Source organism: Novosphingobium sp. PASSN1 (assembly GCF_002278815.1).
Genome location: NZ_NKIS01000011.1, coordinates 94,685 through 121,206, shown reverse-complemented (window position 1 = coordinate 121,206; position 26,522 = coordinate 94,685). Strand labels below are relative to the sequence as shown.

19 protein-coding genes are annotated in these 26,522 nt (G+C 66.6%); 12 read left to right on the top strand and 7 right to left on the bottom strand.

All coding sequences use genetic code 11. From position 1 onward, the window contains the following. Positions 1-4: 4 nt before the first annotated feature. Entirely contained in the window at positions 5-3,106 is a 3,102-nt protein-coding gene (locus CFE35_RS17525) for an autotransporter domain-containing protein (RefSeq protein WP_292932537.1), read from the bottom strand. 439 nt (positions 3,107-3,545) lie between these two features. Here CFE35_RS17525 and CFE35_RS17520 point away from each other — a divergent pair, with 439 nt between their 5' ends. Together CFE35_RS17520 and CFE35_RS17515 are read left to right on the top strand one after the other, a co-directional pair. Continuing rightward, complete coding sequence (locus tag CFE35_RS17520; RefSeq protein ID WP_292932536.1) at positions 3,546-4,235, top strand: response regulator transcription factor; 690 nt, start codon at positions 3,546-3,548, stop codon at positions 4,233-4,235. A gap of 8 nt (positions 4,236-4,243) precedes the next feature. Beyond that, positions 4,244-5,647 carry a HAMP domain-containing sensor histidine kinase gene (locus CFE35_RS17515; RefSeq protein ID WP_292932535.1) on the top strand — a complete coding sequence of 468 codons (1,404 nt, stop codon included), beginning with the start codon at positions 4,244-4,246 and terminating at the stop codon, positions 5,645-5,647. Here CFE35_RS17515 and CFE35_RS17510 read toward each other — a convergent pair. Next, the gene (locus CFE35_RS17510; protein WP_292932534.1) at positions 5,603-9,022 is read right to left on the bottom strand and encodes a glycosyltransferase; all 3,420 of its coding nucleotides are present in this window, start codon (positions 9,020-9,022) and stop codon (positions 5,603-5,605) included. The two genes, CFE35_RS17515 and CFE35_RS17510, sit on opposite strands and share 45 nt — an antisense overlap. A gap of 248 nt (positions 9,023-9,270) precedes the next feature. Here CFE35_RS17510 and CFE35_RS17505 point away from each other — a divergent pair, with 248 nt between their 5' ends. Genes CFE35_RS17505 through CFE35_RS17495 form a run of 3 tightly spaced genes read left to right on the top strand, consistent with a single transcriptional unit; the run spans position 9,271 to position 13,549 of the window. Further along, positions 9,271-10,503 carry an FAD-binding domain-containing protein gene (locus CFE35_RS17505; protein ID WP_292932533.1) on the top strand — a complete coding sequence of 411 codons (1,233 nt, stop codon included), beginning with the start codon at positions 9,271-9,273 and terminating at the stop codon, positions 10,501-10,503. After that, positions 10,500-12,029, top strand: a complete 1,530-nt coding sequence (locus tag CFE35_RS17500) for an FAD-binding domain-containing protein (protein WP_292932532.1) — start codon at positions 10,500-10,502, stop codon at positions 12,027-12,029. Before CFE35_RS17505 ends, CFE35_RS17500 begins: the two co-directional genes overlap by 4 nt. Then, positions 12,026-13,549: a cryptochrome/photolyase family protein gene (locus CFE35_RS17495; protein ID WP_292932531.1), complete on the top strand. Its 1,524-nt coding sequence runs from the start codon at positions 12,026-12,028 to the stop codon at positions 13,547-13,549. The genes CFE35_RS17500 and CFE35_RS17495 overlap by 4 nt, the downstream gene beginning before the upstream one ends. 9 nt (positions 13,550-13,558) lie before the next feature. On the opposite strand, the gene CFE35_RS17490 is transcribed toward CFE35_RS17495, so the two are convergent. Genes CFE35_RS17490 through CFE35_RS17480 form a run of 3 tightly spaced genes read right to left on the bottom strand, consistent with a single transcriptional unit; the run spans position 13,559 to position 18,438 of the window. After that, positions 13,559-14,401, bottom strand: coding sequence for a DUF6671 family protein (locus CFE35_RS17490; protein ID WP_292932530.1), 843 nt, complete (start codon positions 14,399-14,401; stop codon positions 13,559-13,561). Between the two features lie 2 nt (positions 14,402-14,403). Then, on the bottom strand, positions 14,404-16,812 hold the full coding sequence (locus CFE35_RS17485; protein WP_292932529.1) for a YbcC family protein: 2,409 nt from the start codon (positions 16,810-16,812) through the stop codon (positions 14,404-14,406). Positions 16,813-16,866: 54 nt separating this feature from the next. Continuing rightward, positions 16,867-18,438, bottom strand: a complete 1,572-nt coding sequence (locus tag CFE35_RS17480; RefSeq protein ID WP_292932527.1) for a proton-conducting transporter membrane subunit — start codon at positions 18,436-18,438, stop codon at positions 16,867-16,869. Between the two features lie 109 nt (positions 18,439-18,547). Here CFE35_RS17480 and CFE35_RS17475 point away from each other — a divergent pair, with 109 nt between their 5' ends. From CFE35_RS17475 to CFE35_RS17465, 3 genes are all read left to right on the top strand, one after another. Beyond that, a complete protein-coding gene (locus CFE35_RS17475; RefSeq protein WP_292932525.1) occupies positions 18,548-19,444 on the top strand; it encodes a LysR family transcriptional regulator in 897 nt (298 codons plus the stop codon). 167 nt (positions 19,445-19,611) lie between these two features. Beyond that, entirely contained in the window at positions 19,612-20,439 is an 828-nt protein-coding gene (locus CFE35_RS17470; RefSeq protein ID WP_292932523.1) for a TauD/TfdA family dioxygenase, read from the top strand. A gap of 237 nt (positions 20,440-20,676) precedes the next feature. Further along, positions 20,677-21,363 carry an NAD(P)H-dependent oxidoreductase gene (locus CFE35_RS17465; RefSeq protein WP_292932521.1) on the top strand — a complete coding sequence of 229 codons (687 nt, stop codon included), beginning with the start codon at positions 20,677-20,679 and terminating at the stop codon, positions 21,361-21,363. A 30-nt stretch (positions 21,364-21,393) separates the two neighbouring features. On the opposite strand, the gene guaA is transcribed toward CFE35_RS17465, so the two are convergent. Then, positions 21,394-22,968, bottom strand: coding sequence for a glutamine-hydrolyzing GMP synthase (gene guaA / locus CFE35_RS17460; RefSeq protein WP_292932519.1), 1,575 nt, complete (start codon positions 22,966-22,968; stop codon positions 21,394-21,396). Positions 22,969-23,493: 525 nt separating this feature from the next. Between guaA and gluQRS the strand changes: the two genes are divergently transcribed. The 4 genes from gluQRS (at position 23,494) to CFE35_RS17440 (ending at position 26,123) form a co-directional block, all read left to right on the top strand. Then, complete coding sequence (gluQRS, locus tag CFE35_RS17455) at positions 23,494-24,348, top strand: tRNA glutamyl-Q(34) synthetase GluQRS (protein WP_292932517.1); 855 nt, start codon at positions 23,494-23,496, stop codon at positions 24,346-24,348. After that, positions 24,345-24,581, top strand: a complete 237-nt coding sequence (locus CFE35_RS17450) for an HIG1 domain-containing protein (RefSeq protein ID WP_292932515.1) — start codon at positions 24,345-24,347, stop codon at positions 24,579-24,581. Before gluQRS ends, CFE35_RS17450 begins: the two co-directional genes overlap by 4 nt. Before the next feature lie 14 nt (positions 24,582-24,595). Continuing rightward, entirely contained in the window at positions 24,596-25,171 is a 576-nt protein-coding gene (locus CFE35_RS17445; RefSeq protein WP_292932513.1) for a cob(I)yrinic acid a,c-diamide adenosyltransferase, read from the top strand. An 82-nt stretch (positions 25,172-25,253) separates the two neighbouring features. After that, the gene (locus CFE35_RS17440) at positions 25,254-26,123 is read left to right on the top strand and encodes a 3-hydroxyacyl-CoA dehydrogenase NAD-binding domain-containing protein (protein WP_292932512.1); all 870 of its coding nucleotides are present in this window, start codon (positions 25,254-25,256) and stop codon (positions 26,121-26,123) included. 28 nt (positions 26,124-26,151) lie between these two features. Here the strand turns inward: CFE35_RS17440 and CFE35_RS17435 are convergent, their stop codons facing one another. Next, positions 26,152-26,454 (bottom strand): hypothetical protein, encoded by a 303-nt coding sequence (locus CFE35_RS17435; protein ID WP_292932511.1) that lies wholly within the window; start codon positions 26,452-26,454, stop codon positions 26,152-26,154. Positions 26,455-26,522 lie beyond the last annotated feature (68 nt).

Sequence of the window (26,522 nt, the reverse complement as noted above, 5' to 3'; positions counted from 1 at the left end):
TAGCTTAAAGCGCGATGGCGAGCGATGCGCGGCCGGTGTAGCCGGTTCCGCCGCCCTGCATCTTTTCATAGCCGCCGCTGATCTTCCACGTGTAGTCAAGCCCGCCCTGGATCAGGCTGACTTCGCCGGTCCACGCCGAGGGCAGCTGCTGGCCCGAAAGCGTGAAGCTGTCGCCGCCGCTGGCGGCACCGCGGTTGAACGTGGCGATCGTATCGCCCACTTCGCCCGAGATGCGGCTGCGGCGGCCGCCTTCGACTTCGATGGTGAAGGGGCGGTTCTCGTAGTCGCCCGGGGCGGTGCTCCAGCTGGCGACCAGCGTCGTGGTGCCGTTTACCACCTGGCTCGTGCGGCCAGCCAGCGTCAGCGCCAGCGGGGCGTTGCCCTCTTCGGTGTAGCCGTTTTCCTTCAGGCGGAAGTATTCGATCGTCGCGCGCGGCTTCAGCTTGAAGTGATCGCCGACGGCAACCGTGTAGGACAGCCCGCCTGCGCCGGAGATCAGCGTGCCCTTCCACTTGCCGCCCGCGCCGTAGCCAAAGGCCTGGCCATTGACCGTGCCGCTGAAGGTTCGCGTCGAGGTGAACGAGGGGCGGCCATAGCCAACCCGCGCATAAGCATAGAACGGACCCGAGGCGAGGCGCCAGAACGCCGCCAGTTCGACATCCTTGACCTTGACCTTCTGCGTGGCATCGGTGGTCGAATTGCCCGAGAAATAGGTGAACGAGCCGCCGACATGGCCAAAGCCAAGCGCCTTCTCGAATCCGAGCGAGAGACCGCCGCCGCTGTTGCTGTAGCCTGCCGTGACACCGGCGGTCTTCTTGCCCTTGAAGTAGATCGGCTCCAGCCAGGCGCCCGCGCCGCTGATGGTGAACCAGCTCGAATCATCATCGATCCGCCGCGCGGCAAGGCGCGTGCCGCGCGCGAGGAGATCGAGCGAACCGCCCGCGTAATCGGGCAGCATCTGGTTGAACTGGGTCTGCAAGGTTGCGGTATCCGCAGCCTGCAACAGGCTCGTCTGCAGCAGGGTGTCCTTGCCCGCGTTGGCGATGATCGCGTTGTAGGCCTGCGATTGCGGCACGTTGAGGCCGATCTCGCTCGCGGTCTTGCGCGCGATGGTCAGCGTCACGTCGTTGCCAACGGCAGCCACCGTGCCCTTGAACAGCACCGGCAGGTTGAGCGCCGAAGTGGCGACATTGGCGCCGCCCGTCAGCGTGCCGGCGCTCAGCACGGTATAAGTGCCTTCTGCCTTGGCGAGCGAGGTGACCGTGGCCGCGATCTTTGCGCCGCTGGCGAAGTTCGCGGTCGTCGCGACCAGCTTCGACGAAGTGCCCGCCGCGCCGTCGACATAGACGCCCAGCGTGCCGGTCGCGCCGACATCGAGCGACTTGATCGTGGTCGTCGTCGCCGCGTTGGCGCCGAAGGTGCCGCCGTTGACAGTGACCGCCAGCTGCGAGCCGCCGGTCACGGTGCCGCGATAGATCGCCTTGTCGGTCAGGGTCAGCGTGCCGATCTGGTCGTTCAGGATCAGCGTGCCGGTGAAGCGCGAATTGGCCGCCATCGCCATCGTGGCCGTGCCCGTGCCGAAGTCGATGTCGCCGATGTACTTGGCATCGTCGGCCAGCTTAACCGTGTCGTTACCGGCGGCGAGGAACGTCTTGCCGGTGATCTTGCCCGAGCCGACGTCGAGCGTGTCGTTGCCGCTGCCGGTGTAGATGTTGCCGGTGATCGTGGTGTAGACCTTGGCGGTATCGGGATCGTAGCCGGTCGCGTCCTTCTCGGTCTTCTGGGCGGCGGCATCGGTGGCGTTGAGGTACTGCTTGATCGTCACGCCCGAGGTGTTGGACGAGACGTCGATCGCGGCGAGCTGGTCCTCGCTCGAACCCGTCACCGAAATGTCGCCGGTGTTGTCGATCGCGGTCAGCGTGCCGGAAAGGTCCTTGATCGCCGCCGAGGAACCGATGCCCGGCTGGCTGATCACGGCGCTGATCGTGCCGCTGTTGTTGAGCGAGCCGACCGTGGAACCGGCATTGATGAGCACGCCCACCGCGCCCGAATCGACGGTCGTCGCAGTCACGCTGCCGCTGATGCCGATGCCCTTGGTCAGCGTGACATTGCCGCCCTTGCCGCCGATCACGACCGCCGAAGCGTTGGTCGAGCTGAACGTGGCGCTCGCGGCCACGCTGCCATCAATGGCAAGCGAATAGGTGCCGGTGCTGCCGGCAACGCCGCCAACGGTGATATTGTTGGCGCCGCCGATCTGGAGCGCCGGGCCATTGCCGACCGACTGGATCGAGCCGGTCGTCTCGGCGGTGGAACCGCTGCCCGAAGCCGTGGTCACGATAATGCCGCCGCCCACGTTGCCGTTGATCTCGACCGCAGCCTTGCCGGTCGAGAGCGCGCTGCGCGGCAGGGTCTGCGTCGAATTGTCGTCTGCGGTGTAGGAGGCGTTCTGCGAAAGCGCGCCGTTGATCTTGACCGAGCCGCCGACATCGCCGTTGACGACCAGCGCCTGCGCGCCGCTGCCGACCACGCCGATAGTGCCGCCCGCGTTGACGTTGCCGGAAACAGCGCCGGTGCGCACGCCAACGGAATTGTCGCCCTTCACCTTGATCGTGCCGGTGTTGGTCAGCGATCCGGTCAGCGCCGAATCCACTGCAATGCCTGCCGAATTGAGGCCATCGACGGTGATCGCGCCGGTGTTGGAAATCGTGCCGGTGTAGGTGCCGCCCGGCGCGACGCGGATGCCATAGCGCCCAGTTGCCTGCGCGATCGGGCCTTCGGGGATGCCGTTTTTGTCGGTATCTGGCGGGGTGAAGGTTTCGAGCACCTGGATCGTGCCCGCGTTGGAGATGTTGGCAGTGGTCCCGCTCTGGACGAGAATGCCGGTCGCGCCGTCGCCCGCGCCCATGTCGAGCTTGCCGCCGTCCTGCACCGTCACGTCCTTCGATGCATCGACGGTGACCGCAGTGCCGGTGTCGAGCTTGATCGAGCCGTCCTTCGCGACCGTGACCGCGCCAGCGGCGGACGTGAGCAGCGGGGCCGTCGTCGCGGTGCTCACCGTGGTGTCGGCGAACGCGGGGCTGGCCCCTGCCAGCAGGGCTGCCGTCATCCCGACCGGGGCGGCAGTGGCAAGAAGGCGAGCCGCGTGCTTCAGAGTGCGGGCGATCGGGGCTTTGCTGTCCATCGGTATCTCATCATCCGGCATGGGGAACGCCCGCCGAGATGGCAGGCAGCGCCCGTGTGGTAACCTGTCCGGCAGGCCGCGTCATCGCGGGCCGGCATTCATCGGTGCAAAATCGCGCTGAACCTTCCCGTTTCGTCAGGTTGTCCGATGCGATTTGCGCGCGTCTTAACGCGATTCTCCGCCATGGCTTAGCGGAAAATTTCAGCAACATTGCTGAGTTGTAAACTCTCCGTTCAGGTCAGGCGGTTCCCCGCAGAACTGCGTGCCGAACGGGCGCTCCGGAAAGCCCTTGCGAGGCGCTGCGAGGGTGGCCATGGTGCAGTTTCAACGCATCGCACTTGGTGCCAACACGGAAAATTGCCCAGTGGCAGGACGCATTCTGCTCGTCGAGGATGATCCCCAGATCGCGGACTACATCATGTCCGGGCTCGGCGAAGAGGGTTTCACCATAGACCGCGCCGACAATGGCCGCGACGGCCTGTTTCTGGCTACGGACAGCCAGTTCGATCTCGTCGTGCTCGATCGGATGCTGCCGGGGATGGATGGGCTGGCGCTGCTCAAGGCGATGCGGGCGGCTGAGGTGCCCACCCCGGTGATCATGCTCTCTGCGCTCGCCAGCACCGATGATCGCATCGCCGGGCTTACTGCGGGGGCGGACGATTACCTCGGCAAGCCGTTCTCGTTCGGCGAACTGCTCGCGCGCATTCAGGCGCTGCTGCGCCGCTCTGCCGGCGGGGTGCAGAAAGTGCAGGAAACCACGCTGCGCTGCGCCGATCTGGAACTTGACCGGCTGATCCGGCAGGTGCGGCGCGGCGCGCGCAAGATCGCGCTCCAGCCGCGTGAATTCCGCCTGCTCGAATACATGCTGATGCATGTCGGCGAAGTCGTCACGCGCACGATGCTGCTGGAAGCCGTTTGGGACTATCACTTCGATCCCGGCACGAACGTCATCGATGTCCACATCAGCCGCCTGCGCCGCAAGATCGACGACGGTGAGGAGAATGCCCTGTTCCACACCGTGCGCGGGGCGGGCTACCGGCTCGCCGCCGATTGATCAGACCCGTGGCTACGATCACTCCTCGCCGCTTGTTCCGGCGCGGTCTCTCGCCGACGATGGTGCGGCTGGTGACGGCGATCTTCGTGCTGCAACTGGTTTCCAGCGCGCTCGTGACACTGTTCGTGCGCGGGCAGATGCTCGATGTGGTGCGGGTAGACCGCGAACGGCAGGTCACTGAAGTGCGCGATGATCTGCTGGCCGCCTATTACGATGGTGGCCGCGCGGAACTGGCTGAATTCATCACGTCGCGGCGCGGCAGCGGGGCAGACCCGGCGGTGTTCGTCGCGCTGGTTGGCCAGGGCGCGCCGGTGCTGAGCAATCTCCTGCGGGTCCCCACGCTTGCAGACGGGCCGCGGCCCCAGCGCGTCGTGGTGCGGCGCGGGCCGGACCAGCCGCCCAGCGAAGGCCTGGCGCTGGTCGGCCAGCTGCCCGATGGCGAGCGGCTGGTGGTCGGCGTCGTCAGCCTGACCGAGCGGCGCATCGATGTCGCCTTCGCCGCTACGGCAGAGCTGACCATCGCGGTCGCGGTGCTGATGGCGCTGGTCAGCGCGCTCGTGATCGGCCTCGTGATCAGTCGCCGCACGCATCTGATCGCCGAAACCGCGGCGGAACTGGCCTCAGGCAACTTCGGCGCGCGCGTGCCGATCGAGGGGACGGGTGACGGGTTCAATCACTTGCGTCAGCAGATGAACCTCATGGCCGAGCGGATCGGCGAGCTTGTCGGACAGCTCAGCGCGGTCTCGGGCGCATTGGCGCACGATCTGCGCTCGCCGGTCACGCGGCTCTCGGCGGCGATCGATGTGGCGCTGGCCCGCGTGGAAGAGCCGCGCGCGGTGGAAGCCTTGCAGGCCGCGCGCCTCGATGCCGATGCCTTGCGCGCCATGCTGGAGACGGCGCTGGATATCAGCCGGATCGAAGGCGGCGCGGTGGAAGATCGCCGCCAGCCGATCGATCTGGCGGCCCTCGCGGAAGACCTGGTCGAACTTTACGATCCCCTGGCCGAACAATCGGGCGTGCGGCTGGAAACCCGGCTTGAGCCGGTGACGGCGGCGGCCGACCGCGAACTCGTCTCGCGCGCACTCGCCAACCTCATCGACAATGCGCTCAAGTATGGCGGCAACGCCATCACCGTCAGCACCCGGCTTGAGGCAAGCGCCGATGGGGAACGCTGGGCCGAGATCGCGGTGGAGGACAACGGCCCGGGGATCGCTGCGGCCGACCGGGCGCGCGCGGTTCAGCGGTTCGTGCGGCTCGATGATGCGCGCACCCGGCCGGGCGGTGGGCTGGGGCTGGCCATGGTCACCGCCGTCGCGCGGCTCCATGGGGGGAGCCTTGTGCTGTCGGATTCGGCGGCTACTGGCGATTCAGGCGGCAAGGGCCTGCTGGCGATCTTGCGTCTGCCCGCCTGAGACCTGATCTGTCGAGACGCGGCCCGTCCGCTCCAGCTTGCCCCAGCCGATGCCCAGCCCTTGCAGCGCCGCGCCCACCGCGCGGATCACCACGCCGTACATCAGCTGGCGATAGACGAAGCGCTGGCTGAGCAGCAGCAGCGGCGGGAAGCGCCGTTCGCGTACATCCAGCCTGTAGGCGACCCAACCACAGATGAGGTCGATCACGGTGAACGCGGCCCAATAGAGCGCCATGCGCAGCACGTCGGTCTGCGTCTGCGCCCAGCCGTGTTGCATCACCCGCACCGCCGTGCCGATGATCGAGACGGCGAGCGCAAGATCGATCAGCGGGGAAATCAGCGCGAACAGGATCTGGAACAGCCACGCCTGCGGCATGCCGACGAACGACAAGCCTGCGGGCTTGCGCGCCCACAGCACCGCGCGGTGCTTCCACAGGCATTGCAGCGTGCCGAAGGCCCAGCGGAAGCGCTGCTTCGATAGCGCGCCCAGCGTCTCGGGGGCTTCGGTCCACGCCACCGCGTCCTCGTCGTAGCACACCTTCCAGCCCGCCCGCTGGATCGCGATGGTGAGATCCTGATCCTCTGCCAGCGTATCTTCCGGATAGCCGCCGACTTCGCTGAGCGCAGATCGCCGCCACGCCCCGACCGCGCCGGGCACGACCATGATCGCACCGAAGCGCGTCAGCGCGCGGCGCTCGATATTCTGCGCGGTGATGTATTCCACCGCTTGCCAGCGGGTGACGAGATTGACCCGGTTGCCGACTTTGGCATTGCCGGCCACCGCGCCGACGCGTTCGTTCTCGAACCAGCGCACCAGCCGCGCGATGGTCTGCGGCTCGAACTGGGTATCGGCATCGAGCGCGACGACGATCTCGCCCTGCGCGACCGCCAGTGCGCGGTTGAGTGCGGAGGCCTTGCCGCCATTGACCATGGTCATCAGTCGCACGCGCGGGTTGCCGCCGAAGGCCGCCGCCACAATGGCGCTGGTGCGGTCCTTCGAACCGTCGTCCGCCACGATCACTTCCATGTGCGGATAATCACTGGCGAGGATGCGGCGCACGGAACTCTCGATCACGCGCTCCTCGTTATAGGCGGGGATGATCACGCTGACCAAGGGCTGATACCCGTTATCGAGAGCGGGCCGCTTTCTCCGATCCGGCACGAGCGCGAGGCCCGTGAGGCCCAGCGCGCGGATCACGCCCAGCGCAATCGCGAAGAAGAAGCTCCAGTTGAGCGCCGCCAGCAGCAGCGCGAGCGCCGAGAACATGGCGACATCGATGCGCACCGCAGCCAGATCCCAGCCCTTGACCTGCGGCATCACGTCATCCCGCTTGAGGCCCGCCAGCGTGGAGGCGGGCACCAGCCGGTAGCCATCGGCCTCCAGCCGCTCGATGATGTGGGGCAGCGCCAGCACGGTCTGCTCGCGGTTGCCGCCGCCATCGTGCAGCAGCACCACATTGGCGCTGCGTTCCGCCGAACCGTGCTCGATGGCGTCCACCGCGCGATTGGCAATGTCGTCGGCGCTGCGCTTCATCCAGTCGCCCGGATCGGCGTGAAGCCCGACCACGGTGTAGCCTTGGCTCTGCGCAATCAGCGCAGGCCCGAGCTCATCGGCGGTGGTCGGCTCGGCATCGCCGAAATAGGGCGCGCGGAAGAGGCGGGTGGAGCGGCCGGTATAGGCTTCGATCAGGCGCTGCGTGGCGTTGAGTTCCAGCCTGATCCCGGTGGCGGTATCTTCGGCCATGTTGGGGTGGGTGTAGCTGTGATTTCCGATCTCGTCCCCACCGGCGACCATGCGCTGCAGCAGGCTGCGCCCGGCCACGCCGTTTTCGCCGATGATGAAGAACGTGGCGGGCACGTGATAGCGCTCCAGCACCGCCAGTACCTCGGGCGTGTATTTGGGATCGGGGCCATCATCGAAGGTCAGCGCCACCAGCTTGGGCCGGTCCCCCGTTCGGCGCACGACATAGGGCGTGGGCAAACGGGAATAGCGCTCGTCATCGATCAGGGCCGGTTGACCGGCTGATGCGGCCACGAAATGAACTTCGCGGCTGCCGGCCTCGGGCACAGCGTCGATGCGCAGGATCTCGCCGTTGCCTTCGACATCCACGTTGCTGGCTTGCTCGATGTGGGCCAGATCGGGGCTTTTCCCCCGTCCTTCGCGCCAGGCCTGGAGCACGTCCCAGAAGCCCGGATCTTCCGATCCCAGCCGCCACAGCGCAACCGAACGCACGCCGAGCCGCGAGAGCATCTGCATCTGGTTCCAGCTGGCGGCGGCGTCCAGCATCCACACCTGATGGCGCGCCGCAGGCGTCGCGGCGTTCTGGTCTTCATCGTCGGTATAGCCGAAGCCGGTGTTGCCGCTGGCCTTGTCCCACTGCGGCGCGGCGCCGCTGTCGTGTGCGGTGAGCCAGGCTTCCTCCACGGTCTGCACGTCTGCAACCGATTGGCTGTTCGCGCCGCCATGCCAATCGTAGGCATAGTTGCCGAGCGCGACGATCACCTTATCCGACGAGAGCCCCTTGAGCTGGTCGGCCAGATGGCCTGCGAACCAGCCGATCGAAGCGATCGGACCGGGCTGCCCGCTCTGCCAGTGTTCGTCATAGGCCATCAGCACGACCTTGTCGGCCACTTCGGCCAGCCGCCGGGCCGACCAATCGGCATCATCGATCGGCATCGTCACCGCCACCACCCGGTGCTTGGGCGCAAGCCGCGCGTGAAGATCGGCGAGGAAGCCGCGCAGCGCGGCAATGCCGGGCTTGGGCAAGTTCTCGAAATCGACCATCACCCCGCCATCGCCTGATCGGTCGAGCGCGGCGTCGATCTGGCTGACCAGCGCGGCGCGGCGGGCCGGGCTTGCCATCAGCGCAGTCGCGCCCGCGCCATCCCACTTTGCGTTCGCTGCGTTCTGCAGCACCGGCACCACCAGCGGATGATGCAGCGCGGAGGTGAGCACCCGGCGCATCGGGGCATCCTCGGTGACCACGAGGTTGCCGCCTTGCCCGAGCGAAAACAGCGTTGGCGCGACCCAATCGAGCTGGCCGACATGGTGCGCAAGGGTCTGGGCGCTGCCGTCGGTCCACGATGTGTAGAAGCCCACGTTGAGGGCGTGGCCGCCGCCATGTGCTGCCGGTGCGGCGGCACGGCGGCCGAACAGTTGGGCCAGCTTGTGCGAGATGCGGCTGACCTGTGTTTTCAGCGGGAAGGGGGCCTGCCGTTCGAAGCCGAGCGGCAGCGGCGCAGCGGAAGGCACCGCCACGACGGTGGTCGCAAAGATCACGGCGGCCACCAGCAGCACGACAAGGCCAATGAACGCGCCGCGCCGGGTCAGGCGGCGGCGGCGGCCAGTGGGATCGAAGAAGATTGGACGAGACACCTGGCATTTCCCTGCGCTGTGCCGGACGCGGCATTCGGGCGCGCCAAGGCGCAAGGCCCCGCGCGGGATCGGTCTGCCGCAGCCGGATGGGTGACGATGGACGCCGGACAGGCAATCGGAACAGGGGACCGTCACGTCACGATTCCCGTGACAGACGTCCATCGTCAGGGGCCGCTCTAGGGCAGGGCCGCCGTCCGTCCCGTGATCGGATCATTACACTTTGGCCATCATTCACCGCATCTGCCCGCATGACCATCTGGGCGGCTGCGGGCGCGCGCGCCAAGGGACCGGCCATGTTCCGCATGACCACCCGCCGCGCTGCGCTTGATCGACTCCGGCAGTTCGTGCCGCGCGCAGGCGCGGCTTATGCCGCCGGGCGCAATACCGATCCGGGGCCGGGGCGGCCCACTGCGGTCTCGCGCCTGTCCCCCGCCATCCGCCACCGCCTGCTGACCGAGCAGGACGTCGTCGCTGAAGTGCTGGCCCGGCACAGTTTCAACGCTGCGGGCAAGTTCATTCAGGAAGTGTGCTGGCGCACGTACTGGAAGGGCTGGCTCGAACTGCGCCCCGCCGTGTGGCTGCGCTTCCTTGCAGAGCGCGATGCCGCGCGCGATGGGGCAGGCGGCAGCGCCGACCTTCTCTCGGCGGAAGCGGGCAACACCGGGATCGATTGCTTCGATGCCTGGGCGCGCGAACTCACCGAAACCGGCTATCTCCACAATCACGCGCGGATGTGGTTCGCCTCGATCTGGATTTTCACGCTGCGCCTGCCATGGGCGCTGGGGGCCGATTTCTTTCTGCGCCACCTGATCGATGCCGATGCCGCCAGCAACACCCTCTCGTGGCGCTGGGTTGCGGGGTTGCAGACGGCGGGCAAGACCTATCTGGCGCGCGCGGACAACATCACCCGCTACACCGAAGGCCGCTTCGCCCCGCGCGGGCTGGCCGAGGAAGCGGCGGCGCTCATCGAACCGCCGGTGGGGCCTGCGGGCACCCTTGCCGCGCTCGAAGCGCCCGATCTGGCGGCACCGAGCCTGCTGCTCGTGCATCATGAGGATCTCCACCCGGAATCGCTGTTTGCCGCCGATGCCCCGATGCGCGGCGTGCTCGCGGTATGCGATCTGGCGCTGCTCTGGGGCGATGCGGCGCGGCGGTTCGTGGGGGAGGCCACCGCTGATGCCGCTGCCCGCGCAGCGGCGCATTTCGGCTGCGGGCCCACGCTGGCGGATGCGCTCGATGCCGAGACACTGATCGCCGCCGCGCAGGCCGCAGGGGTGCGGCAAGTGCTGACACCGTATGCCCCGGTCGGCCCGGTGGCCGATGCGCTGGGGCTGCTCACGCCGGTATTGGCGGCGCAAGGGATCGCGCTGCGCCCGGTGCGGCGGCGCTGGGATGCCGGGCTGTGGCCCCATGCGCGGCGCGGGTTCTTTGCGTTTGATGCGGAGATCGAAGGCCATTTGCGCGCCGATGGGCTGCTGTGAAGCGGCCGCTGCAGGTCGTCTGGTTCAAGCGCGATTTGCGCTGTGTGGATCATCGCCCGCTGTCGCTGGCCGCAGCGGCGGGTCCGGTGCTGCCGCTCTATATTGCCGAACCGGGCCTCTGGGCCGAGCCGGATGCGTCCGCCCGGCAATGGGATTTTGCCGCCGAAAGCCTTGCCGAAGTGCAGGCTGCGCTCGGCGCGCTGGGTCAACCGCTGTGCGTGGTGCGCGGCGATGCTGTCGCGGTTTTGCGCAAGATCCATGAACGCCACGGCATCGCCGCGTTGTGGAGCCACGAGGAAACCGGCAACGGCTGGACTTATGCGCGCGACAGGGCGGTGGGCGCATGGGCGCGCGAGGCGGGCGTGGTGTGGCAGGAAGTGCCGCAGACCGGCGTGGTCCGCCGCCTCAAGACCCGCCACGGCTGGGCGCGTGGGTGGGATCGGCGCATGGCCGAAGCGCTCACCGCGCCGCCTGCCGCGCTCGAACCACTGGGCAGCGATTGGCCCACCCGCATTCCCGCCGCCGCCGATCTCGGCCTTGCGTCCGATCCCTGCCCGCAGCGCCAGCGAGGCGGACGCGCGGCAGGCCTTGCCACGCTGGCCAGCTTTCTGGAGCGGCGCGGGCGGGATTTCCGCTGGCAGATGTCGAGCCCGGTGACGGCGTTCGAGGCCAGCTCGCGCCTCTCGCCGCACCTCACCTGGGGCACGCTGTCCCTGCGCGAAGTCGCGCAGGCTAGCAGCGCCCGCCTCAAAGGCCTGCGCGGCGATGAAAGCGACTCGGCGCGTAGCTGGCGCGCCTCGATGATCTCGTTCACTGGTCGCCAACACTGGCACTGCCACTTCATGCAGAAGCTGGAGGATGAGCCGCGCATCGAATTTGCCAATCTCCACCCGGCCTACAACGGCCTGCGCCCCGATGTGCCCGATGCCGAGCGGCTGGCGGCGTGGTCCGAAGGCCGCACCGGCTATCCGTTCGTCGATGCCTGTATGCGCGCGCTGGCCGCGCACGGCTGGCTCAATTTCCGGATGCGCGCGATGCTGGTTTCCTTCGCCAGCTATCAACTCTGGCTGCCGTGGCGCGCCACCGGGCTGCATCTGGCGCGGCAGTTTGTGGATTACGAGCCGGGCATTCATTGGAGCCAGATACAGATGCAATCGGGTACAACGGGGATCAACACGATGCGCGTCTACAACCCGGTCAAACAAGGCCACGATCAGGACCCGGGCGGCGTGTTCGTGCGCCAGTGGGTGCCAGAGGTGGCCGATGTGCCCACGCCGCTGATCCATGAGCCATGGCGCTGGGATGGCGCGGCCAGCCTCGCGTATCCGCCGCCCATCGTCGATCACGTCAAGGCCGCCGCCGCCGCGCGCGAGGCGCTGCACGCGGTGCGCAAGGGATCGGGGCATCGCAACACCGCCAGCCGGATCGCGGAGAAGCACGGCAGCCGGAAAGCGGGGATGCCGATGACCGGTCAGAAGTCGCGTCGCCGTACCGAGGCCACCGCACAACTGGCGCTCGACCTGTGAGCCGCCTTGTCCTCGTGCTGGGCGATCAGCTCAGCCCCTCGCTCAGCTCCCTGAAAGCGGCGGACAAGGCGCGGGACCGTGTGCTGATGGTCGAGGTGAGCGAGGAGGCGACTTATGTGCGCCACCACAAGAAGAAGATCGCGTTCCTGTTCAGCGCGATGCGCCACTTTGCCGAGGAACTGCGCGGCGCTGGCTGGACGATCGATTACGTGAAGCTCGATGATCCGGGCAACACCGGAAGCTTTACCGGAGAAGTTGCCCGCGCGGTTGCGGCTCAACAGCCGGACAGCGTGCTCGTCACTGAAGCGGGCGAATGGCGCGTGGCGCAGATGTTTGTGGGCTGGGAAGCCGCGCTGGGCCTTCCGGTCGAAATCCTCGCCGACACGCGCTTCGTCTGCCCGCTCCCCGTGTTCCGCGAATGGGCCGAAGGCCGCAAGGCGCTGCGCATGGAATATTTCTACCGCGAGATGCGCCGCCGCACCGGCCTGCTCATGGAAGGCGACAAGCCCGCAGGCGGCGAGTGGAACTATGACGCCGAAAACCGCAAGGCCGCCGCGCCCGATCTGTTCATGCCGCGCCCACCCGTGTTTGTGCCCGACGCGATCACGCAGGAGGTCATGGCGCTGGTGGAGGCCCGCTTCGGCAATCACTTCGGCGATCTCGAACCCTTCCAGTTCGCCGTTACGCGCGCGGATGCGCAGGCCGCTTTCGCCGCCTTCGTGAAGCGCGCGCTGCCGCGCTTCGGCGATTATCAGGACGCGATGCTGGAAGGCGAGCCGTTCCTCTATCACGCGGTGATCGCGCAATATCTCAACTGCGGGCTGCTCGATCCGCTGGCGGTCTGCCGCGCGGTGGAGGCGGCATGGCAGGCAGGGCGCGTGCCGCTCAATGCTGCCGAGGGCTTCATTCGCCAGATCATCGGCTGGCGCGAATATGTGCGCGGGATCTATTGGCTGACGATGCCGGGCTATGAACGGCGCAACTATCTGGAGCACACCCGCCCGCTGCCCGCATTCTACTGGACGGCCGAGACCGACATGGCCTGCGTCCGCGCGGCTGTTACGCAAACCCGCCAGCACGCCTATGCGCACCACATCCAGCGCCTGATGGTGACGGGCACGTTCGCGCTGCTCGCGGGGATCGATCCGCACGAACTCCACGAATGGTATCTCAGCGTTTATGCCGATGCCTATGAATGGGTGGAATTGCCCAATACCGTGGGGATGAGCCAGTTCGCCGATGGCGGGATGCTGGCGTCGAAACCCTATGCGGCGAGCGGGGCCTATATCAACCGGATGTCGAACCACTGCGGCACCTGCCGCTATGACGTGAAGCAGCGGACGGGGCCGAATGCCTGTCCGTTCAACCCGCTCTACTGGGATTTCATTGCGCGGCACCGGGGCAAGATCGGCGGCAATCCCCGCATGGCGCAGATGGTGCGGACGTATGACAAGTTCGCGGATGACGAGAAGGCGCGGATTGCGCAAAGCGCGGCGGCGGTGCTGGCAAAGCTGAGCTAGGGCCTGCTCCTAAGGATTGCACTCGGCGCAGTGCATGGGGTTGGCGGTGAGGGCCGCAACCGGGCGTTCCTCGGTGTGGTCGCAGCGTTCGCAGGCCCACACTTCGGCGCGGGTCAGATGGGTGGGGCCGCTGCACCATGCGCAGGGCAGGCCGGGCACGCGTCCGGTCATGGCAAATCCGGGCCGTGCGCACCCGGGGCAATGGCTGCGGGAACGCCGCACAAGATCGATCATTGCCCGCCGGATTGCTCGCATCCGGCGCGGATTGCGGTGCGCGCGCATGTCGGTTTCGATATGCGCCGCGCCGGTCAGCGCGATGGTGCGCGAAAGCACGGCGGCAAGCTCGGCCTCGCTGGCAATCGCCTTGAACAGGGCAAGCTGCGGCGCGGGCTGGCCGTCCAGCACGCCCATCACGATCACGCCGTGCCCCGGAAACCCTGCTTTCGCAGCAAAGGCCAGCCCGGCTTCCACATCCGCCACCACGTCATGCGCAAAGTTGGTGGCCATCGTCGCATGGTGGCCAATCAGTTCCCGCCCGGTCTCCCGGTCGATCAGCAGCACCAGTTCGCGGTTCAACGCGGCGAAGGGCAAGCCGGGGTGTGGGCCGAAGCTGCCCTCGCTGGCCAGCCCCACGCGCGCCTCGGGCATCAGCCTGAAGGCAGCGGCGATTTTGGCCCGCGCCGCATCGCGCGGGGCTCCGGCGCGCGCCACGTCGCGGCTGAAGGTGCCGAACACGTCGGTATCGAGCCCTTCGGCGACGCGCGGGTCCAGCCCGAGGAAACCCGCGGCAAGGGGGGCCAGCGCCCGCTCCTTGCCGTGCATCGTCGCGAGCACGGCCCGCGCGCCGTTCATGCTCAGAACGCCATTTCCGCCGGGGCCTGCGCCCGCGCGGTGTCCGTCACCCGCTCCCACTTGAGATCGCCGGCATAGCGCCACGCCAGCTGCCCCGCATCGTCGATGGCGAAGAGGTGCAGCCACTTGTTTTCGAACAGCACGCGCACATTGGCATGCTTTTCGAGCACGGCGGTCATCGCCTCGCGCGGGGCTTCGATGCACACCGAAAGGCGCAGCGGCTCGTGCATCAGCTTGTGCCCATCGTGCACCGATTGCCACGGCAGCCCCGCGCGCAGCGGCCCGCCGTTGCCTTCGATCACGCCGATCCCGCCGACCACGTTGTGCAGCAGCTTGTTGCCGCCGCCAAACAGCGCGGGCGCCACGCTCGAACCATAGTATTGCAGGCTGATCCAGCTCGCCACGACGACCGGGGCGGTCATGATGAGCTCCAGCACGCCGAAGCCCTTGTCCTGCTGCCAGACGTAGTCATGCAGGAACGCGCGCCCTTCAAGGCTGCGGCCCGCGGTGCGCGCGCGCGGCGCGGCGATGAAGGCCTTGCAGCCCGCCAGCGCCCATTCGGCCCGCGTTTCCGACCAATCACGGCTGCGCTTGATCACGCTGGCATCGCCTGCCGCGCGCGGCAGGCGCAGCGCGCGTTCGCTGCGGGTCAGCACCGCCGCTGCCGCCAGCCAGCCTTGCGCCTGCGCGATGGCCTCGCGGTGCGCCTCGCTCGGCTGGTCCTTGCTGTAGAGCGTGACCGTGTCGGTGGTCGTATCGTGCAGCGCGGGCACGAACAGCGTGGCGGCGGGGATCACGATGCCCCGGTCGAGCAGCCCGGCGCGCACCAGCGGATCGTTCAGCAGCCCGGCCAGCAGCCGCGCGTTGACCTCGCCCGAATAGCCGCCGCACGCGCCGCAGTGGAGCCCGCTGGCATGGGGGTTGTTGACCACATTGGCACCGTGGCCGATGAGCAGGACCAGCGGTGCGAAGTCCGTGGTGAGCGACATTGCGCCAAGGATCGAGGCCGCCATGCCGATGCGCGTTGCTGCATCGGGCGCGGGATCGGCGAACGGCTTGGGGTCGCGCGGCGCGGGGTTGGCCTTGAGGCCCAGCGCGTCCTTGATCAGCTTGCCGATATAGATCGGCCCGGCCGCCTCGACGAAAGCGAACGAGGACACCGCCGCCAGCTTGAACCGGCCCCAGGCCCGCGCCGCGCGGGCGGTGTGGCGGGCATGCGTCGCGCCTTCTCCGCCGGTGCGGCTGGTGAGCCCGGCGTTGAGCAGCACCGGCAGGCGGTGCTCCGCCACATCGGAAGCGAAGCGTTTGTGCGAGGCGGTCAGCCCGAAGAACCCGGCAAAGCCGAGCGTCTGGATGCGCCGGTCGAGCGATTCCAGCGCGCGGCGGAACACTTCGGAGCGCACGTCGATGCAGAACGCGGCCTGCAGCACCGCAGGCTCGCGCTCGAAGCCCGCCACCGGCGCGCCGAGCGTGTTGGCCAGAGCGGCCTGCCCGGCACGCTCTGCCGCTTCCTGCAGGATCGCATCGACGATCATGTCCTCGTCCGGCTCCACCGGCAGTTCATGCTCGGCCATCGCGGCCAACCAGGCATGGCCGATCTGGGCTGAATAGCGGTCCAGAAGCGCCTGTTCCCACAGCAGGCGGATGGTCAGGAAATCGGTGATCGTCTCGTCGCTGCGGCCCGCGAGTTCGGCCTGCCACAGTTCATAACGGGCCACGTGTGCCCAGCCGCCCAGCGTGACGAGCAGGCTGTGGAAGTACGTCTCCAGTGCGGCAGGCGGCAGTTGCAGCCCCGAAACCGCATCGGCCAGCGCTTCGGCGGCGCGTTCCGGCGCGTCTGCCACGAACGCGCCAAAGCCCGTCAGGCCTGCGATTTCCGGCGTCAGATCGTGGGTGGCGACAGCCTGCCATGCAGCATAAGCGCCCTTGCCGCGCGGCGCGGCCCATAGCGCCTGGCCCTTGTCGAAATAGCCGCCCGCCCACGCACCGAAGCGTTCGGCGATCACGCCGGGCCAATCGATGCCCGAAGCCTTTGCCGCCAGATCGGCTACGGTGGGTACGGCGCGCGCGGGTGGCGTGTCCCGCGCGATGGCGGCGTGCAGCGCGGCGAGTGAAGCGGGCTTTCCGGCATGGCGGGAAGCCGCCAGCGCAGCGGCCAGCGCGGCCTCGGTGATCGCGCCGCTGGCGATCTGTTCCCGGTACCACGCGCGCGGCATGGTGACCGGCGTGCCGGAAACGCGCGCCATCAGGGCGGCGGTTTCTGCGAGCGTCAGGCCGGACTGCCCAAGCCAGGGGTTGACCGCAACGCTGGAAGCCAGCGGCCACACCGGCGGGATCGCGCGCGCCGCGCTGTCAGCCGCAACCTTGAGCTGCGCGATTGTCTGGCTGTTGTCGGTGGGGATCATGAGCATGGGAGTGATCCTTCGGGAAAAGATGGATGGAGAGGGCGGCTCAGGCGGTTCGTTTCAGATGGGCCGCTTCAGGATCCAGCCGCCGAGCATCCGGTCGAACATGGCGTTGGCATAGAGGCCATTGGACAAGTGGACGCGCAGGCCTGCCGCCGCCGGGTGATAGGCCCACAGGGGGAACATCGATTGCGCCACCGCGACGAGGCCGAAGCTCAGCACCGCCAGCACCATCAGCGTCCATTCCAGCGGACCCGGCGCCGGGGTGGCGGGCAGCGTGCCGGCAGTGAGCGTGAGCGCGATCCCGTGCAGCGTGAAGTAGCCGATCGAGGCCGCCACCGCGTAGACCGCCATGCGCCGGGTCAGCGCGCGGGGGGCGCTGTCGGCCAGGCCCTGCGCGAAAAGGTAGGCCACGCCGAAGATCAGGATTGCGCCCAGCGCCACGGCCTGCGGCGACTTGCTGTGGAAGCCCGGGATCGCTGCAAAGGCGAAGGTCATCAGGCCGTAGATCGCCAGCGCCGCAAGGAACGCGCGGCCAACCGCCGCCGGGCGCGGGATTGCCACAGGCCCGGGCCGCTGCGCCGCCGCGATCTGCTCCACCGCGCCGCCCGAAGCGAGGAAGGCATGCGCCTTGTAAAGCGAGTGCAGCACGATGTGCAGCAGCGCGAGCGGGAACAGCGCGAGGCCGCACTGCATGATCATGAAACCCATCTGGCCAATGGTCGACCACGCCAGCGAAGTCTTGATCGCAGGCTGGGTGAGCATGACAAGCCCGCCGAACAGTGCAGTGAAACCGCCGATCATCACCAGCACCGCCAGCACGCCCGGTGCGAGCAGCATGACATCGGCAAAGCGGATGAGGAGGAACCCGCCCGCGTTGATCACGCCCGCGTGCAGCAGCGCGGAAACCGGGGTGGGGGCTTCCATCACTTCGGTCAGCCAGCCGTGGAGCGGGAACTGCGCGGACTTGAGCAGGGCCGCCAGCGCCAGCAGCCCGGCCGCGGCCATTGCGGTGTAGCCACCCGTTCCGGCATCTGAAGAGATCAGGATCGCGGCCAGATCAGCCGTGCCATAGGCGGCGAACAGCAGCAGGGCCGCGCCGATCAGGGCGGCATCCCCGGCCCTTGCGGTGAAGAACTTCTTGCGCGCGGCACGCTGGGCGGCGACCCGCTCGGGGTAGAACAGCAGCAGCTTGTGCAGCGCGAGCGAGGTTGCGATCCACGCCCCCACCAACTGGACCAGCGAACCCGCCGTCACCAGCAGCATGACCATCGCCAGCGTTGTCGCCAGCCATGCCATGAACGTGCCCTGCCGCGCCTCGCCATCCAGATAGACGCGGGCATAGCGCACCACGATCCAGCCGATGAAGCTCACCAGCAGCAGCATGGTGGCGCTGATGAGATCGAGCCGGAACGCTAGCAGCGGCAGGGCCGGACCTGCTGCTGCAAGGGTGAGGGTGGCGGCACCGCCGGTGCCGAGCGTGACCATGGTGCCAACCGCAAGCGGCAGCGCCAGCAGCGCGAGCAATTCGATCAGCGCAAGCGCGCTGCGCCCGATCCGGCCCGGCTGGGCAAAGCCGAGCGTGGAGGCAAACAGCAGCAGTGCAGGCGGTGCTAGAACGGCGAAGGGCATAGTCTGGGCTCCGGTCGAGGGCGCGGCGAATTCGAGCGGCTCCTAGCGAAACCTGAGGTCAGCAAAAAATTCATTGTTTAGCCGATAACGTTCGCTTTAAATGAACGATATGGCTGAACTCAATTACAACCACCTCCGCTATTTCTGGGCTGTCGCGCAGGACGGAAACCTCTCGCGCACCGCAGAGCGGCTCAATGTCTCGCAGTCCGCGCTATCGGTGCAGATCCGCAAGCTGGAGGACCGGCTGGGCCATGCCTTGTTCGAAAGGCGCGGCCGCGCGCTGCACCTGACCGAGGCTGGCCGCATCACGCTCGATCACGCCGATGCGATTTTCGCCACGGGCGATGAACTGCTCGGCACGCTCAAGGAAACCGGCACGGCGCGCCAAGCGGTGCGGATCGGTGCGCTCGCCACGCTGTCGCGCAATTTCCAGATCAGCTTCGTGGAGCCGCTGCTCGCGCGGACCGATATCGAAGTGGTGCTGCGCTCGGGCAGCCAGGGCGAATTGCTCAACGCCTTGCAGTCGCTTGCGCTCGATGTGGTGCTGACCAATCAGGCCCCGGTCACCGATGCGCTCACCCCGTTCATCGTCCACAAGCTTTCCCAGCAGCCCGTCAGCCTGATCGGCACGCCCGCGCTGCTGGGCGAAACGCGCGCCGTGGCTGAACTGCTGCGCCGCCACCCGGTGATCCTCCCCATCGCCGGCAACGGCGTTCGCGGCGGGTTCGATGCGCTGGTCGACCGGCTGGACCTCAGGCCCCAGATTGCGGCCGAAGTGGATGACATGGCGATGATGCGTCTGATGGTGCGCGAGGGCCACGCGCTTGGCGTCCTCCCCGCCATCGTGGTGCGCGACGAACTGGGTGCGGGAACGCTGGTGGAAGCCGAAGGGCTGCCGGGGATTGCCGAGACGTTTCTTGCCGTCACCACCCAGCGGCGGTTTCCCAATCCGGTCGTCCGCCAGCTGATCGACCGGGCGATGCAGGACCGGTTCGATCACGCCTGAGGGCCTGATCCTGGCGCCCATCCCCCCCGGTTTGACGAACATCCCCGACCGATAATTGCAAATTCAGATCAAGTTAACATTGATCTAAATCAAAATAGAGATAAAATATTTATCCTTTAAAAGATAGTAAATAATTCCCACATCATTGATCAGGAGGTGAGCCAACTATGGCCATTGATGATGTGGAGCCGAGCGCGGCTGTTGGTCTTGGTGGAGCGATCTTGACCCTTGATCGCAGCGGTCTGGCCGATCTTTTGATCGGAGACCAGGATTGGCTGCTGGCGCGGCTGGAAGACATGGAGGTGATTGTCGTGCGGCAGGCGTTCTGCCCGCAGCGGCCGCTGCTGTCCTTCGCCGATCGGCTCGATGCGGTGCTCCACGGCCCGCTGGCCCCAGCGCGCGTGCCGCAACCCGAGGATTACCTCATCGTGGGTGATCCCAAGGTCTCCGCGCTGGCCGAATATGTCCGCAATGGCCGCGTCTGGGAAAGCGACCACGTGCTTGGCCGCGCGCCCGGCGGGGTTTCGATCATGGCCATTCCGGATGGCGGTACCATCACCGCACCCACCGAATTTGCCTGCACTGCCGCTGCGTGGGACGGGCTCAGCGGCATCGAACAGCGCGACCTTGCCGCGCTGCACGTGCTGCACGGGTTCTGGCACGATCGGCTCTATCACGAACGCGAACCGCGCCATGAAGCGCTGATGCAGTGGATGGCCCGGCAAAGTGCCGAACTGCCGCTGGTCCAGCCCTTGCCGGGAGGCCGCCACGGCCTGCTCGTGGATGATACCGCGATCCAGATCGCGGGCATGGAGTTTTCCGAAAGCGAGGCTTTTCTCGGTGCCTTGCGCCAGTGGGCGACGCAGCCTGCGTTCGTCTATCGCCATACCTGGCAGCCGGGCGATCTCGTGATCTGGAACAGTGCTTCGGTGCTCTATCGCGAACTGCCGCGGCTTGAGAATCCGATCTGGAAAATGTCCCGCGTCCGGCGCTGAACGGGCGTCAATCTGGCGGGATCGCAGGAACCCGGTCGGTGCATAACCGGCCGGGTTTTTCGTGCAGAATCAGTTGATTTTCGTGGTCATTTCGGCACCAAATCACCCCGGCTTGTTATCAAAGCGGTATCAATCCGCATCGGCGAATCAGTCGGTTTCTGCTGAAACCTACTTAGTGAAAAGCCGTAGATCAGCGGTTTATTCTACACCCCGCCATGCTGGATTGCCCCCTTGCCGATGAATGCCTTAGCCCTCTTTCCAGCCATCACCACCGACAAGGTCTGGATCCACGACCAGCTTGCAGGATTGCTCGAACGCGTGGCCGATCATGTGCCGGCGATGGAGATCGCCTATCGTGATCTCAGCGGCCTTCTGCCCGCTGCGGCGGACCGGCAGGATGCCCATTCCGCAGCCGGCGGTGATGCATCTTCGCCCTGCGCTACGCGGGCGCGATCGGATCAACTCGTGGGTGAGATCGAAGCTGCCGAACTGGTGGTGATCGGGGCACCGATCGGGCACCACCCGGTCTCGCCGGCACTGGCGGAATGGTCGCGCCGCGCGGCGACCAGCAAGGGTTATGGCGCACCGCTCTATGCCATGGGCCTCCATCCCCAATTGCAGGCGTGGTTCAGCCACGTCATCCGCGCCGATCGCACCTTCCGCTACACGGCGCAGGGGCCTCGCGGCTTGCTGGGGGGCAAGAAGGCACTGGTGCTGGCGGCCCACACCGGGCCCTGGCACAGCGAAGCGATGACCGCGCATCAGGTGCACTGCATTCACACGCAGCTGCAGTTCATGGGGATCAACGAGATCGCGACCATCGTGTCGGATCGCGATGCAAACCCCGCCCGCCGTCCGCGCCTCTGGCAGCCGCAGATCGAACCATCCGGTGGGCCCCAGCTAGAGCCGCGTATCGCGGCCTGAACGCCCTGCCGAAACGTTACACGATAAGGCCTATTCCCATTCGATCGTGCCCGGCGGCTTCGACGTGTAGTCGTAGACCACGCGGTTGATGCCCTTGACCTCGTTGACGATGCGTGTTGCCACCCGGCTGAGGAACGCGGCGTCGAAGGGATAGATGTCGGCGGTCATGCCATCGGTGCTGGTCACGGCGCGCAGCGCGCAGACCGCATCATAGGTGCGGAAATCACCCATCACGCCCACGGTGCGCACCGGCAGCAGCACGGCAAAGGCCTGCCAGATCGCGTCATAGAGCCCGGCGTTGCGGATCTCTTCGAGGTAGATCGCATCGGCCTTGCGCAAGATGTCGCACTTCTCGCGCGTCACTTCGCCGGGGATGCGGATGGCTAGCCCCGGGCCGGGGAAGGGGTGGCGGCCGACGAACACGTCCGGCAGACCCAGTTCGCGCCCCAGCGCGCGCACTTCGTCCTTGAACAGCTCGCGCAAGGGCTCGACGAGCTTCATGTTCATGCGTTCGGGCAGGCCGCCCACGTTGTGGTGGCTCTTGATCGTGACCGAAGGCCCGCCGGTGAACGAGACGCTCTCGATCACGTCCGGATAGAGCGTGCCCTGCGCGAGGAAGTCCGCGCCGCCGACCTGCTTGGCCTCCGCCTCGAACACGTCGATGAAGGTCTTGCCGATGAACTTGCGCTTGGCCTCGGGATCGGTGACCCCGGCCAGCCCGCCGAGGAACAGCGCAGAGACGTCCTTGTGGACCAGCGGGATGTTGTAGTGCCCGCGGAACAGCGAAACGACCTGTTCGGCCTCGCCCATGCGCATCAGGCCGTGATCGACGAAGACGCAGGTCAGCTGATCGCCGATCGCCTCATGGATGAGCACCGCCGCGACCGCCGAATCGACGCCGCCCGAAAGGCCGCAGATCACCCGGCTGTCGCCCACAGCCGCGCGGATCTCGGCGATCTTCGTCTTGCGGAACTCGGCCATGGTCCAATCGCCCGCGCAGCCGCACACGTGGCGCACGAAATTGGCGATCAGCTTGCCGCCATCGGGCGTGTGGACCACTTCGGGGTGGAACTGGGTGCCGTAGTAGCGCTTTTCCTCGTTCGCGATCACCGCGAAAGGCGCGCCATCGGACACGGCCACGATGCGGAAGCCCGGCGCGAACTGCGTCACCTTGTCGCCGTGGCTCATCCACACCTGATGCCGCTCGCCCGGCTGCCACAGGCCATCGAACAGCGCGCAAGGCTCGGTCACGGTCAGGAAAGCGCGGCCAAATTCGCCCGCATCGCCCGGCAAGACTTCGCCGCCCAGCTGCTGACTCATCACTTGCTGACCATAGCAGATGCCAAGAATCGGCAGGCCGCTGTCAAACAGAACTTGCGGTGCGCGGGGGCTGCCTTCGGCGGGGACGCTGGCGGGCGATCCGGACAGGATGATGCCCTTGGGCTTCATCCGGTGAAAGGCGGCTTCGGCCTGCGTGAAGGGGGCGATTTCGGAATAGACCCCCGCCTCGCGCACGCGGCGCGCGATCAACTGGGTAACCTGGCTGCCGAAGTCGACGATCAGGATTGATTCCGGGAGGCTCGATTCTGAAGGCTGGATGCTCATGGCAAGCCGATAAAGGCGTGCGCCTTTCCTGTCCAGCGAGGCGGCAAAAAAGGCTATCAGCACCGATTGCGCGGCGTGCATGTGGTTTAGAAAATGTTTTATCTTTGAAACATTCGTGCTTCACCAAAGGGCATATTCCGAAAAAATCCTGATATTTCAGTCAATCAGTCTCATTCTCGCACTGATTGCAAATCTTGCAATTGCACTTGCCTTGTTCGCACTTGCAGCAGGCGGGGGAAGTCCTATTTGCGCCCTCGTTCCGAACGCTCCTGCAATCCACCACCCTGCCGGCGCGAAACGAACGGGAGAGGTCCCCTGAAAGAGCCGAAAACAGGAGGACACCATGCGTAACTATACTTCAGCAATCGTCTCGCTCGTTCTGGCTGCTGGCATCAGCAGCATGTTCTTCGGCGCCACGCTCGTCTGAGCGGGCCCCGATGAACGGGCGACACCCGGAAAACGGCTGCCTTACCCGTTAAGGCAGCCGTTTCTGTTTTTGCGGTCAGCTCGCTATCAATGGGGGCCATGACTGCTCCCATCATCACTCGTTTCGCCCCCAGCCCCAATGGCCCGCTCCATCTGGGCCACGCCTATGCTGCGATTGTTGCGCATGATCGCGCCGCGCAGGAAGGCGGCCGGTTTCTGCTCCGGATCGAGGATATCGACGGCACGCGCAGCCGCGCTGACCTTGCGGATGAGTTCCGCGCCGATCTCGAATGGCTTGGCCTGACGTTCGCGGAAGTTCCCGCCCAGTCCACCCGCATCGCCAGCTACCGTGAGGCGGCAACCAACTTGCGTGCGATGGGCCTGCTCTATCCTTGCCGTTGCACCCGCGCCGAAGTGGCGGCGGCCGCCACGCTGCACGGGCCGGACGGGCCGATCTATCCCGGCACCTGCCTGCGCAATCCGCCGCTGTCCCCGGCCGATCCGGTCTGGCGGCTCGATGTCGAACAAGCGGCGGAGCTGTGCGGCCCGCTGACCTGGTTCGATGAGCAGCGCGGACCGCAAAGCGCGCGGCCTGCCATGCTCGGCGATGCGGTGATCTGGCGCCGCGATGCGCCCGCCAGCTATCACCTTGCCGCCACGCTTGATGATGCGGCGGACGGCGTCACCGTGGTCACGCGCGGCGCGGATCTGTTTGCGGCGACGCACGTTCACCGCCTGCTGCAAGTGCTGCTCGGCCTGCCCGAACCGCGCTGGCATCATCATGGCCTGCTGGCAGGCCCCGATGGCCGCAAGCTGGCCAAGCGCCGCGATGCGCCTTCGCTGGCCGACCGCCGCCGCGCCGGAGAGGATGGCCGCGCGCTGGCTGATGCCTTGCGCCATACCCGCTTTGACACTGGCATTTCGCTAAACGAGAGCCTAGACCTCCTGCCATGACACTCTTCTTCGTTCCCGTGATCCTCATCCTGATGGGGCTGACCGTCTGGTCGCTGATCCGCGGCATTGGCGCTTTTCTCAACAGCACAAAGGCGGATCTGGAGGGGGATGGCACCCGCGCCACCGAAATGCAGCTGCTGCAGAACAAGATGATGTTCAACCGCATCAAGTATCAGGGCCTTGCCGTTGCGGCGGTGGCAATCCTGCTGCTGTTCACCCACGGCGGCCGCTGAACTCCTGATTGACCGTGGTCAAGCTCAACAAGATCTACACGCGCACCGGCGACGATGGCACGACCGGCCTCGTCGATGGCTCGCGCCGTGCCAAGCACGATCTCCGGCTCGAAGCGATCGGCGAAGTTGACGAGCTGAACAGCGCCGTCGGCTTTTCCGCGCTGGCACTTGAGGCAGACCGGGGCGCGGCGCTGCGCCGCATCCAGAACGACCTGTTCGATCTCGGTGCCGATCTCGCCACGCCGCTCGGCGATGTTGGTGGTGCCGATTTCACCCCGTCGGAAATGGTGCTGCGCATCGTGCCCGCTCAGCCCGCGCGGCTGGAGGCAGAGATCGACGCGCTCAATGCCGCGCTCCCGCCGCTCACCAGCTTCATCTTGCCCGGCGGCAGCGAAGGCGCCGCGCGCGTGCACCTTGCCCGCGCCATTGCCCGCCGCGCCGAACGCGCCGCCACTGCGCTGGCTGCGGCAGAGCCGGTGAATCCGGCTGCGCTGGCCTATCTCAACCGGCTTTCGGACTATCTCTTTGTCCTCGCCCGCGCGATCAATGCCGGAAATGATCCGCTTTGGGTCCCGGGCGGATCAAGGTAGTCGCTCCCAATTCTGCTGCTTCCCATGCGCGCCAAACCTGACTAGGCAGCGCGCAAACGTGCAATCAGGCGGGATACAACACATGCAGACAATCGCAGTCATCGGTGCCGGGCAGATGGGTTCGGGCATTGCTCAGGTCGCAGCCGCGTCGGGCAAGACGGTGCTGCTGTCCGATGTCTCGCTCGCGCTGGCCGAAGCCGCCCGCGCGAAGATCGAAAAGGGCCTGATGAAGCTGGCCGAACGCGGCAAGATCCCGGCGGAAGACGCCATTGCCACCGTTTCCCGCATCATCCCGGTGGGCGATTATGCCCGGTTGGGCGAAGCGGACCTCGTGATCGAGGCCGCGACCGAGCGTGAGGATATCAAGCACAAAATCTTCGAAGCTGCCGGCAAGCACCTCGCGCCCAGCGCGATCATGGCCACGAACACCTCGTCGATCCCGATCACGCGCATGGCGGTTTCCTCGCCCGATGCCGCGCGCTTCATCGGCATCCACTTCTTCAATCCCGTGCCGCTGATGAAGCTGGTCGAAGTCATCCCCGGCCTCGCCACGTCGGTTTCCACGATCGAGGCGGTGCGCGGCTTCGTGGCCGATATCGGCAAGGAAATCGTGCTTTCGCAGGATGAGCCGGGCTTCATCGTCAACCGCATCTTCGTGCCGTTCATCAACGAGGCGGCGTTCGTGCTCGGCAGCGGCACCGGTTCGATCCTGGATATCGACAAGGGCGTGAAGCTGGGCCTCAATCACCCGATGGGACCGCTCGAACTGGCGGACTTCATCGGGCTCGATACCCTGCTCGAGATCATGAAGATCTACCTCGCCTCGACCGGCGATCCGAAGTACCGCCCCGCGCCGCTGCTGCAGAAGTATGTCGAGGCCGGTTGGCTCGGCCGCAAGTCGGGCCGCGGCTTCTATGACTACAGCGGCGAGGTTCCGGTCCCGACGCGCTGACGGTCTGCGTGGTCGCTGCCCCGGCGGGTCACTCGCTGGGGTCGACCGCGTAAGGTTCGGCTGGGCCAGAATCGTAGTTTGACGAGTAGCCGTCGCGCACCAGTGCGGGGTCCGAGGGATCATAGCCGCCGGTCTGGCGGGCACGGCGGATCTCGCGTTCGGCTTCATATTGTTCGTGGCGCTCGCGGGCTTCGGCCATGTCCGCCTCTGTCGCCTGTGAATGCCCGATTTTCACCTTGGTTCCCACCAAACCAAGGACCAGGCCGCTCAGCAGCATCATCGCCAGACCAACAAAGATGCGCCACCGGATATAGGCCAACAGGTCAGACACGGTGAGAGCCTCCGTCAAAGCAAAACAATGCCTCAGTATATGGCGCAAGCGTGGTTAAGGATTCGCCA